The 11,522-nt window shown below is 38.0% G+C and carries 9 protein-coding genes; 5 read left to right on the top strand and 4 right to left on the bottom strand.

Going from position 1 to position 11,522, the window contains the following annotated elements; translation table 11 throughout:
- Positions 1-4,428, top strand: a 4,428-nt coding sequence (locus SMSK597_RS0102700; RefSeq protein ID WP_000296500.1) for a ZmpA/ZmpB/ZmpC family metallo-endopeptidase, incomplete at its 5' end; no start/stop codon positions are given.
- A 405-nt stretch (positions 4,429-4,833) separates the two neighbouring features.
- On the opposite strand, the gene SMSK597_RS09115 is transcribed toward SMSK597_RS0102700, so the two are convergent.
- Genes SMSK597_RS09115 through SMSK597_RS09100 form a run of 4 tightly spaced genes read right to left on the bottom strand, consistent with a single transcriptional unit; the run spans position 4,834 to position 7,972 of the window.
- Positions 4,834-5,127, bottom strand: a complete 294-nt coding sequence (locus SMSK597_RS09115; protein ID WP_255261789.1) for a solute carrier family 23 protein — start codon at positions 5,125-5,127, stop codon at positions 4,834-4,836.
- On the bottom strand, positions 5,127-6,365 hold the full coding sequence (locus tag SMSK597_RS09110) for an NAD(P)H-dependent oxidoreductase (protein WP_000673650.1): 1,239 nt from the start codon (positions 6,363-6,365) through the stop codon (positions 5,127-5,129). The genes SMSK597_RS09115 and SMSK597_RS09110 overlap by 1 nt, the downstream gene beginning before the upstream one ends.
- 18 nt (positions 6,366-6,383) lie before the next feature.
- Positions 6,384-6,989 carry an NADPH-dependent FMN reductase gene (locus tag SMSK597_RS09105; RefSeq protein WP_000915950.1) on the bottom strand — a complete coding sequence of 202 codons (606 nt, stop codon included), beginning with the start codon at positions 6,987-6,989 and terminating at the stop codon, positions 6,384-6,386.
- A 59-nt stretch (positions 6,990-7,048) separates the two neighbouring features.
- Entirely contained in the window at positions 7,049-7,972 is a 924-nt protein-coding gene (locus SMSK597_RS09100; RefSeq protein WP_001131403.1) for an FAD:protein FMN transferase, read from the bottom strand.
- A 307-nt stretch (positions 7,973-8,279) separates the two neighbouring features.
- On the opposite strand from SMSK597_RS09100, the gene nox reads away from it, so the two are divergent.
- The 4 genes from nox to SMSK597_RS14130 all read left to right on the top strand — a co-directional run bounded on the left by nox (position 8,280) and on the right by SMSK597_RS14130 (position 11,456).
- Complete coding sequence (gene nox / locus SMSK597_RS09095) at positions 8,280-9,659, top strand: H2O-forming NADH oxidase (protein WP_000036777.1); 1,380 nt, start codon at positions 8,280-8,282, stop codon at positions 9,657-9,659.
- 151 nt (positions 9,660-9,810) lie between these two features.
- On the top strand, positions 9,811-10,686 hold the full coding sequence (gene pdxS, locus SMSK597_RS09090; protein WP_000138519.1) for a pyridoxal 5'-phosphate synthase lyase subunit PdxS: 876 nt from the start codon (positions 9,811-9,813) through the stop codon (positions 10,684-10,686).
- Positions 10,687-11,274 (top strand): pyridoxal 5'-phosphate synthase glutaminase subunit PdxT, encoded by a 588-nt coding sequence (gene pdxT, locus SMSK597_RS09085; RefSeq protein WP_000689938.1) that lies wholly within the window; start codon positions 10,687-10,689, stop codon positions 11,272-11,274.
- The gene (locus SMSK597_RS14130; protein ID WP_474104173.1) at positions 11,271-11,456 is read left to right on the top strand and encodes a transposase; all 186 of its coding nucleotides are present in this window, start codon (positions 11,271-11,273) and stop codon (positions 11,454-11,456) included. Before pdxT ends, SMSK597_RS14130 begins: the two co-directional genes overlap by 4 nt.
- Positions 11,457-11,522 lie beyond the last annotated feature (66 nt).

Genomic DNA, 11,522 nt, shown 5'->3' with positions numbered 1-11,522 from the left:
CCAGACGTTGCTCCAGAGAGAGAAGAGCTTCCTGCTTTACATACTGATATTCGTACAGAGACTATTCCTAAAACTATCACAGAAGAATCTGATTCTACCAAATTTATAGGCGATGATTCTATTAAACAAGTTGGTGAGGATGGCGAACGTCAAATTGTTACTAGCTATGAAGAATTACATGGCAAAAAAATCAGTGACCCAGTTGAAACAGTAACTGTGTTGAAAGAAATGAAGCCTGAAATTCTTGTAAAAGGTACCAAAGAAAAGCCCAAAGAAAAAATGGCTCCTGTTTTGACCTTGACCACTGTATCTAAGGATGTTTTAGCTAAGTCTGCTACAGTTAACTACAATCTAGAGAACCAAGATAATGCTACAATTACAAGCATTGTAGCGACTATCAAAGAAGGTGGAAAGATTGTAAAAACGGTTGATTTAAAAACCGATAACTTATCTCAAGTCTTAGAAAACTTGGATTATTACAAAGATTATACGATTTCAACTACTATGACTTATGATTTAGGTAAGGGTGCAGAAGTATCGACTCTGGAAGATAAACCTTTACGTTTAGATTTAAAGAAAGTTGAGTTGAAAAACATCGCATCTACTAATTTAGTGAAGGTAAATGACGATGGTACTGAAACATCTAGTGATTTTATGACTGAAAAACCTTCAGATGAAGATGTGAAGAAAATGTACTTAAAAATCACAAGTCGTGATAATAAGGTAACTCGTTTAGCTGTTGACTCTATTGAAGAGGTGACAGAAGAAGGTAAAAAACTTTATAAAATCACTGCTGAAGCGCAAGATTTGATTCAACATACAGATCCAACGAAGGTTCGTAACAAGTATGTGCATTATATTGAAAAACCAGTTCCAAAATTCAATAATGTATATTACAATTTCAATGAACTTGTGAGAGATATGCAAGAACATCCAAATGGCGAGTTTAAATTGGGTGCTGACCTTAATGCCACAAATGTATCAGCATTTGGTAAATCATATGTTACGAAAGATTTCAAAGGTAAGCTCTTGAGTGATGGTGATAATCACTATACCATTCATAACTTGTCACGTCCGTTATTTGGCAACGTTATTGGCGGAACGATAAAGAATATTAATCTTGGTAATGTTGACATAAATATGCCATGGGCAAACCAAGTTGCAGCTGTAGCGAATATTATTAAAGGTGGAACTACTATTGAAAATGTTAAGGTTGAAGGTAATATCGTAGGCAAAGATTGGGTATCTGGATTTATTGATAAGATTGATAACCAAGGCACACTCAGAAATGTAGCCTTTATCGGTAACGTAACTTCTGTCGGTGATGGTGGACAATACTTGACCGGTATCGTTGGTGAAAACTGGAAGGGGCTGGTAGAACAGGCTTATGTAGATGCCAATATTCGAGGTAAGAAAGCAAAAGCTGCTGGTATAGCCTACTGGTCGCAAAATAGTGGTAATAACTATACTGTAGGTAGAGAGGGAGCTATTAAAAAATCTGTTGTTAAAGGTACAATAGATGTGGAGGAACCAATTGAAGTTGGTGGTGCTGTTGGAAGTCTTAATATGCATGGTTCGATTGAAGATTCTGTTTCAATGATGAAAGTTGAAAATGGTGAGATATTTTATGGTTCACATGATATCAGTGACGATCCTTATTGGACTGGTAACAATGTCAATAGAAACTATGTTGTAAAAGATGTAAGTAAAGGTACTTCATCATACAAACATTCTAAAGAATTGGGGCGTATTAAGCCTATAACACAAGAGGAAGCTGATAAGAAAATTAAAGAATTGGCTATCACAGCAGATAAATATGCAATTACAGAGCCAATTGTAAATAAACTCAACGCTCTCACAACACGGGATAATGAGTATAAGACAACGCAAGATTACAAAGCTGAACGTGAACAAGCCTATCGCAATATTGAAAAACTTCAACCGTTCTATAATAAAGAGTGGATTGTAAACCAAGGGAATAAGTTAACAGATGAGTCCAATCTTGTTAAGAAAACTGTTCTGTCTGTAACAGGTATGAAAGCAGGGCAGTTTGTAACTGATTTATCAAATATTGATAAAATCATGGTTCACTATGCGGATGGCACCAAAGAAGAAATGACCGTGACAGCGATTGCTGATTCTAAGGTAAAACAAGTTCGTGAGTATAGTATCGATGGTTTAGATGATGTGGTTTACACACCAAATATGGTTGTTAAAAATCGTGATAAATTGATTGCTGATGTTAAAGCTCAATTATCAAGTGTAGAATTGATTTCACAAGAAGTCCGTGCTTTGATGGATAAACGAGATACATCTAGAGATCCTAATGCTAATTCGGATGAACGTAAGAATGGTTATATTAAAGATCTATTCTTTGAAGAAAGCTTTGCGGAAGTGAAAGAAAATCTTGGCAAATTAGTTAAAGCTATTGTTGAAAATGAAGACCATCAACTGAACAGTGATGAAGTGGCTGAGAAGGCGCTTCTCAAGAAAGTTGAAGATAATAAAGCTAAGATTATATTAGCCTTGACTTATCTAAATCGTTATTATGGTATTGACTATGATGGCTTGAACTTTAAGCATTTGATGATGTTTAAACCAGACTTTTATGGTAAAACACCAAGTATTTTAGATTTCTTGATTCGTATAGGTTCAGCAGAAAAGAATTTAAAAGGAGATAGAAGTTTAGAAGCTTATCGTGAAGTTATTGGTGGTACTATTGGAAAAGGGGAATTAAATGGCTTGTTAGGTTATAACATGCGTTTATTCACTAAGTACACCGACTTAAATGACTGGTTTATTCATGCTGCAAAGAACGTTTATGTTTCTGAGCCTGAGACGACTACAGAGGATTTCAAAGACAAGCGCCATCGTATCTATGACGGTTTGAATAATGACGTGCATAGTCGCATGATTTTACCGTTACTCAACTTGAAGAAAGCACATATTTTTGTCATTTCTACTTACAACACTTTGGCATTCAGTTCATTTGAGAAATATGGTAAGAACACTGAAGAAGAACGTAAGGAATTGAAGAAACGTATTGATGAAGTCGCTAAAGCTCAACAAACTTACTTAGATTTCTGGTCTCGTTTAGCTCTTCCAAGTGTTCGTAATAAACTCTTGAAGAGCGAATATATGGTGCCAACACCAGTTTGGGATAATCAATCTTATGCAGGAATTAAGGATGCAAATCGTCAAGGTTATGGACAAGGTGGAGCCGTGGTATCTCCTATTCGTGAACTATTCGGACCGACTAATCGTTGGCATCAAGTTAACGGAGCTATGGGAGCAATGGCGAAAATCTACGATATACCGTGGAAAGATGAGCAAGTATACTTCATGGTAACCAATATGCTTGACCAGTTTGGTATCTCAGCCTTCACACATGAAACCACACACATTAATGACCGTGTAGTTTACTTTGGAGGACATAACCATCGTCAAGGTACGGATTTGGAAGCTTTTGCTCAAGGTATGTTGCAAACTCCTGATAAGTCAACAACAAATGGTGAGTATGGTGCATTGGGTATTAACATGGCCTACCATCGTCCAAATGATGGAAATCAATGGTATAATCCCGACCCTGACAAACTTCAAACACGTGACCAAATCGACCACTACATGAAGAACTACAATGAAGCTATGATGATGCTTGATTATGCTGAAGCTGAAGCTGTTCTTCCTAAGGTTAAAGGTGACAATAGTAAATGGTTCAAGAAAATTGACCGTGAAATACGTCGACCAATGGATAGAAATAAACTAAGTGGTCCTCACCAATGGGACAAAGTGCGTGACTTGACAGATACTGAGAAAATGACCAAGCTTGAAACCATTGATGATTTGGTAAATAACAACTTTATGACCATTCACGGAAATCCAGGCAATAAGGTCTTCCACCCAGAAGATTTTGGTACGGCTTATGTCAATGTCAATATGATGGCAGGAATTTACGGTGGGAATACGAGTCAAGGTGCTCCTGGTTCATTATCATTTAAGCACAATGCCTTCCGTATGTGGGGTTACTATGGATACGAACATGGATTCATTGATTATGTTTCAAGCAAACATCAAGGCGCCGCTAATAAAGAAAATAAAGGTCTCTTAGGTGATGATTTCATTATCAAAAAAGTTTCTGGAGACAAGTTCAAGACACTTGAAGAGTGGAAGAGACATTGGTATCACGATGTTAAAGCTAAAGCAGAACAAGGATTTGAAACTATTGAAATTGATGGGCATCAAATTACAAATTATGCTCAGTTGAAATCTTTATTTGATGGAGCAGTTCAAAAAGATATTGATGGTATGTCAGATTCAAAAATTAAAGATCATTTCAAAAATACAGTAGACTTGAAATCTAAAGTATTCAAAGCCCTTCTTAAAAATACAGACGGTTTCTTTAACCAACTGTTTAAAAAAGACATTTAAATGTTTAAAATATAAAGAGGACAATCTTTTGCTCCCTCTGAAAAGTCATTATTTGATGGCTTTCAAAAAGCACCTCAAAAAAGGTATTGCCAAGTTGCAATACCTTTTTTTGAGGCTCTTTTATAGTAGATTGAAACAAGATGTGAACAAATCGGTTAGGAAAGTCAAATTAATTTCTAGAAATATTTTAACAGCCATAACGTACTATTCTAGATTCAATATACTATATCTTGTTCTTGTTTCAATTGACGATATCACATTATGTACTGTTTTGCTTCATTTTATATAAAAGGACTTAGTCTTGTGCAGTACAGAACTAAATCCTTTCAATAATTATTTGTGCAACTTTTTGGGGTTAGTAAAGAGAAGCTCGTTTTTGTTCATTCTCTTTCTGTGTCAAGTCTCTTAATCTTTATTTTCGTATGGCAAGATTAAGTTCAAGATGATTCCTGTCATGGCTGATAAAGCAGTACCTGAAAGTGTAACTGGACCGAGTTTAAGGATAGCTCCTCCAAGTCCAAGGACCAACATAGCACTTGCGATGATTAGGTTACGCATTTGAGCGAAATAAACACGTTCTTTGATCAAGACTTTCAAACCGTTGCTGGCGATAACTCCATAAAGTAGGATTGACATCCCACCAAGTACAGTTGACAAAGAGCCAAAAAAGGAACCAAAATGGTTCCTAAAACTTATTATTAGTTACTTGCGCCAGATGTAGCGTCTGCGCCACCACCGTGACCTCCAGCATCACCTGAATCAGAAGCTCCAGATGTAGCATCTGCTCCGCCATGTCCTCCAGCAGGAGCTGCAGCATTTCCACCAACTAGACGTTGACCAGTTGTATTGAGGTACCAGTCAAGCCATGGTTGGAAATTAAAGATGATTTCATTGATTCCAGCATATGAACCATCTGGATAGTACATTGCTTGGTAATTATGGGTATTAATAACGCCTTCTGGTGTTCCTGGCACAATTGTACGGACATATTCTTGATCCCCGTTACGCAATACGCCGACAACCCATTCAACGTTTTTCATTCTAGAATCTGGCAATGAACCGTGCACAGTTCCTAAACGGTTTCCTGATTGAGCACATACACGTTTACCAAACATTGTATTTGGATCTTGGTGGGCGTTATTAAAGTACAAGAATTGGTTATTATCATCTGCAAATGTCAATTCAAATGGCATTGCTTTCAAGAACATGTCAATTTGGTTAACTGTCAAGATACCATGGTCTAATTTAACATAAGTATCTCCAGAAACAGCTCCAACAAGTTCAGCTGCTTTTTCTACCCATTCAGGATCATCAGGGTCAACACCTTGAATGGTAGTTGCAATTGAATTTGTACAATATAAATCTTCTGGTGCAATTGGTTTTGGTTTTTTCAATTTTGAAACGACTCCCACATATTTTACAAAGTTGTCCAAGCATGTTTCAAGGAAATTAATAGTTCCTTCATTTGTGATATTGCCCTCTGCGTCAAACGCTTCTTTGGCTTTACCAAGAAGGAATTCGTTACCTGGAAGCGTATAGGCATTAACACCTGGAGCGTCAAGAATCTTACGAAGGTGAACTTGGGCACGAGAAGTACCTTGGTCATAGTAAGAAGCTCCCACAATCATGACTGGTTTGTTTTCAAATGGATGAACTTCGTATGAAAGCCATTCAAGAACAGATTTTAGAGAAGCTGAGATTGTGTGGTTGTGCTCAGGAGTAGCAATAATGACACCATCAGCACGAGTAATTCTGTTATACAAGAGACGCAATTGGAAACTTTCATCCCATTTTTCGTCTTGGTTGAACATTGGAACTTCGTCAATTTCGAGAACTTCTAATTCAAATTTGAGTTTGAAGTGACGACGGATGAATTCCAAGAGTTTACGGTTATATGATTGATCGTAGTTTGATCCTACAAGTCCAACAAATTTCATTCTTTTTGGTCTCCTATCTTACAAATTTTCCCAGTCAAAGTCTTCAGCATCTTTGCGAAGTAGGGCTTGTGCGTTACGCAATTTTTCTGTAATTTTTACAAAGATACGGAAGTCGTTAAAAGTGGCATCCAGTTTTTTAATAACATCAAGATCTACTAGATCTCCACTTGGATTAAAGGCTTGAAGAGAATGTGAAAGCAAGAATTCATCAGGAAGGACACTTGCTTTGATTTCTGGTGCGTTTAAGATTTGGCGAAGTTGTAATTGGGCGCGTGATGAACCAAGTGTACCGTAAGAAGCACCTGTAATCATGATTGGTTTGTTCAAGAGTGGGTAGATACCATAAGACAACCAAGCAAGACCGCTCATCAAAACAGCTGGGATAGAGTGGTCATACTCGGGAGTACCGATAATAACGCCATCTGCCTCTTCAATTTTAGCAGCTATTTCTAGAATTTCAGCAGGTACGTTCTTGTCTGCTGGTTTGTTGAAGACAGGAATGTCTTTAATTTCAACAAGTTCAATTTCAGCTTTTTCAGCAAAGTGTTTTTGCATGTATTGAAGCAATTGACGGTTTGTAGAACGTTTTGAATTTGTTCCAACAATAGCAATAAGTTTTAACATGAGATTTCCTTTCTCTTTTTACATAATACGATTTTAAAACTCTACTGAAACATCTATTTCTATAGAGTAGGAATTCCTGAAGAATAGCTTAGGTGACCTTCCTTATCGATGAGAATAGCTTCGATGCCCTCCAAACTTTCGACTTGCCAAAGGATAGAAGCAGGTCTTTCTCCAAATAGACGAGTTGTCCATATTTCACCATCGACTGATTTATCAGAGATGATTGTTAGACTTGCTAGTTCCGTTTCAATAGGATATCCTGTTTGACTGTCAAAAATGTGATGGTAATCTTTTCCATCAATTGTCAGGTGACGTTCATAAATGCCCGAAGTCACGACAGATTTATTGACAACAGGGATGGTCATTAAGTGATTTCCCCTCGAATTGGCTGGATCTTGAATCCCGATTTGCCAAGGTTGATTTCCTCTTGCCTGATTTTTTCCAATGGTCAGGATATTCCCTCCCAGATTAATCAAGGCAGAAGTCACTCCCTCTGCTCTCAGAAATTGGGCAACCTTATCTGCACTGTATCCTTTGGCTAGACAACCAAGATCAATCTTCATTCCTTTTTGTTTTAAAAACACAGTGGAAGTGGAAGAATCTAACTCGATATAATGAGGATTGATTAAAGGGAGCACCGATTCAATTTCTTGAGGCTGGGCAACTTTGGCATCTGAAAAACCAATGCGCCAGGTTTGAATCAAGGGACCAATGCTGATGTTGAGATGACTAGAGGGCGCTAGGCTATGCTCTAATCCAAGTGAAATCAATTCAAACAAATCAGGATGAACTTTGGCTGGAGCTATTCCAGCTTGATAATTGATTTCCATCAACTCAGATTCTTGACTATTGGCATTGAAGCGGTATTCAAGCTCTTTGAGCAAATCAAAGGATTTTTGGAGCAAGATATCGGATCGCTCATCTACTAATGAAATAGTGATAGTAGTCCCCATTAGCCGTTCGGAATGTGAACTAAGAGGCAAGCTACCAACTCCTTTCTCTTATGAAAAGAAGGTTGAAATATTGTAAATTTATATTGAATTTAACCCCTTACATTTTCTTTCCATGATACTAGCATACCATAAAGTCAGCGTTTTCACAAATAAAATTTGTAAACTTGTCAAGAAATATGCTCAGAAAAAAAGAGTAATTGTAAGAAAGACTGATAAAATACAGATTATTTACATTTTTTTACAAAAAAATCGGGAAAATTAGCTAAACTCTTGTAAACGCTAACAGTAAATGTTATACTAGAAGAGTAAATTTAAAATTGAAGGTAGGAATTTTTCTATGAGTAAAATCGTTGTAGTTGGTGCTAACCACGCTGGTACAGCATGTATCAATACCATGTTGGATAATTTTGGAAATGAGAACGAAATTGTTGTATTTGACCAAAACTCTAACATCTCTTTCCTAGGATGTGGAATGGCCCTCTGGATTGGGGAACAAATTGACGGTGCTGAAGGCTTGTTCTATTCTGATAAAGAAAAATTGGAAGCTAAAGGTGCTAAAGTCTACATGAACTCACCAGTTCTTTCAATCGACTATGATAACAAAGTGGTTACAGCAGAAGTTGAAGGAAAAGAGCACAAAGAATCATACGAGAAATTGATTTTCGCTACAGGTTCTACACCAATCTTGCCACCAATTGACGGTGTTGAAATTGTTAAAGGAAACCGCGAATTTAAAGCAACTCTTGAAAATGTACAATTCGTTAAATTGTACCAAAACGCTGAAGAAGTGATTCACAAATTGTCTGATAAGAGTCAACACCTTGACCGTATCGCCGTTGTTGGTGGTGGTTATATCGGTGTTGAACTTGCTGAAGCCTTTGAACGTCTTGGAAAAGAAGTTATCCTTGTTGATATCGTTGATACTGTCTTGAACGGTTACTATGACAAAGACTTCACTCAAATGATGGCGAAGAACTTGGAAGACCACAACATCCGCTTGGCGCTTGGTCAAACTGTTAAAGCAATTGAGGGTGACGGTAAAGTTGAACGCTTGATTACTGATAAAGAAACTTTCGATGTGGATATGGTTATCCTTGCAGTTGGTTTCCGTCCAAACACAGCCCTTGCTGATGGTAAGATTGAACTCTTCCGTAACGGTGCTTTCCTTGTAGACAAGAAACAAGAAACTTCACTTCCTGGTGTATTTGCCGTTGGTGACTGTGCGACTGTTTATGACAACGCTCGTAAAGACACAAGCTACATCGCCCTTGCTTCAAATGCTGTTCGTACTGGTATCGTTGGTGCATATAACGCATGTGGACATGAATTGGAAGGAATCGGTGTTCAAGGTTCAAATGGTATTTCAATCTACGGTCTTCACATGGTTTCAACTGGTTTGACTCTTGAAAAAGCTAAAGCTGCTGGTTACAACGCAACTGAAACAGGCTTTAACGATCTTCAAAAACCAGAATTTATGAAGCATGACAACCATGAAGTTGCCATCAAGATTGTCTTTGACAAAGATAGCCGTGAAATTCTTGGTGCGCAAATGGTCTCACGCGATTCTGCAATCAGCATGGGAATCCACATGTTCTCACTTGCTATCCAAGAGCATGTAACAATTGATAAATTGGCATTGACAGACCTATTCTTCTTGCCACACTTTAACAAACCATACAACTACATCACAATGGCTGCACTTACAGCTGAAAAATAAAAATGAATGAGCTATCTGGCCTTAAGCTAAGGTCAGATAGTTTTTTCATCATTCTGTACCCATACAATTATGTTTTTTTTATCTTGTGATTCATTCTAATCTAACTTAAAATGAAATGGTAGCTACCAATACAAATGATGAGGAAAAAGAAATGACTGAAAATCGTTATGAACTAAATAAAAACTTGGCACAGATGCTCAAGGGCGGTGTAATCATGGACGTTCAGAATCCTGAACAGGCCCGTATTGCAGAGGCTGCTGGTGCGGCAGCTGTGATGGCCTTGGAGCGGATTCCAGCTGATATTCGTGCAGCTGGTGGAGTTTCCCGTATGAGTGATCCAAAGATGATTAAGGAAATCCAAGAAGCGGTGAGTATTCCAGTAATGGCCAAGGTCAGAATCGGACATTTTGTTGAAGCCCAGATTTTAGAGGCTATCGAAATTGACTATATCGATGAGAGTGAGGTTTTATCTCCAGCTGACGACCGTTTCCATGTGGATAAGAAAGAATTCCAAGTTCCTTTTGTTTGTGGTGCTAAGGATTTGGGAGAAGCCTTGCGTCGTATCGCTGAAGGTGCTTCTATGATTCGTACTAAAGGAGAACCAGGTACAGGGGATATTGTCCAAGCTGTTCGTCATATGCGCATGATGAATCAGGAAATTCGCCGTATTCAAAACTTACGTGAGGACGAACTTTATGTTGCTGCCAAGGATTTGCAAGTCCCTGTAGAATTGGTTCAATACGTCCATGAACATGGAAAATTGCCTGTTGTAAACTTCGCGGCTGGAGGTGTTGCAACGCCAGCAGATGCTGCGCTTATGATGCAATTAGGTGCAGAAGGCGTCTTTGTAGGTTCAGGTATTTTCAAGTCAGGAGATCCTGTTAAACGAGCCAGTGCCATTGTTAAGGCTGTGACTAACTTCCGTAATCCTCAAGTCTTAGCTAAAATCTCTGAAGATTTAGGAGAAGCCATGGTTGGTATCAATGAAAATGAGATTCAAATTCTCATGGCTGAGCGAGGAAAATAGATGAAAATCGGAATATTGGCCTTGCAAGGTGCTTTTGCAGAACATGCAAAAGTACTAGATCAATTAGGAGTCGAGAGTGTTGAAATCAGAAATCTAGATGATTTTCAGCAAGAACAGAGTGACTTGTCGGGTTTGATTTTACCTGGAGGAGAGTCTACAACCATGGGCAAGCTCTTACGAGACCAGGAGATGCTTATTCCCATCCGAGAAGCCATTTTATCTGGCTTACCAGTATTTGGGACCTGTGCGGGTTTAATTTTGCTGGCTAAGGAAATTACTTCTCAGGAAGAAAGTCATCTTGGAACTATGGATATGGTGGTCGAGCGCAATGCCTATGGGCGCCAACTAGGAAGTTTCTACACGGAAGCAGAATGTAAGGGAGTCGGTCAGATTCCAATGACCTTTATCCGTGGTCCAATTATCAGCAGTGTTGGAGAGGGTGTAGAAATTCTAGCAACAGTTGAAGATCAAATCGTTGCAGCCCAAGAAAAAAATATGTTGGTAACTTCTTTTCATCCAGAATTGACTGATGATGTTCGCTTGCACCAGTACTTTATAAATATGTGTGACAAAAAGATAGTGGAATAAAAAGTGATAAATCAAGTTTTGATTCGCTTTTTCCAAAGAATCATTTTTTAAGTCATCTGACAGTATTCTGTGATTTTAGATTTATTTACGATAAATTAGAAAAGAATGATTGTTTTGACTTAGGGCATAAAGCTTATATGCTGAATATAGTGTTCAAGTATCTTTTATTGGGAGCACTTTAGAGGATGGAGTTAAAATACTATTCTATACTCCTTAATACTCTTCGACAATCTCTTCAAACCACATCA

Source organism: Streptococcus mitis SK597 (genome assembly GCF_000148545.1).
Lineage (GTDB): Bacteria > Bacillota > Bacilli > Lactobacillales > Streptococcaceae > Streptococcus > Streptococcus mitis_C.
The sequence above is the reverse complement of the archived record's forward strand: the minus strand, read 5'-3'. Positions and strand labels throughout refer to the sequence as shown.

Bases quoted from the DNA above. Each gene is read 5' to 3' on its own strand.
- SMSK597_RS09105 (WP_000915950.1), bottom strand. From the start codon at position 6,989: ATGTTAAAACTTATTGCTATTGTTGGAACAAATTCAAAACGTTCTACA.
- SMSK597_RS09110 (WP_000673650.1), bottom strand. From the start codon at position 6,365: ATGAAATTTGTTGGACTTGTAGGATCAAACTACGATCAATCATATAAC.
- nox (WP_000036777.1), top strand. From the start codon at position 8,280: ATGAGTAAAATCGTTGTAGTTGGTGCTAACCACGCTGGTACAGCATGT.
- pdxT (WP_000689938.1), top strand. From the start codon at position 10,687: ATGAAAATCGGAATATTGGCCTTGCAAGGTGCTTTTGCAGAACATGCA.
- pdxS (WP_000138519.1), top strand. From the start codon at position 9,811: ATGACTGAAAATCGTTATGAACTAAATAAAAACTTGGCACAGATGCTC.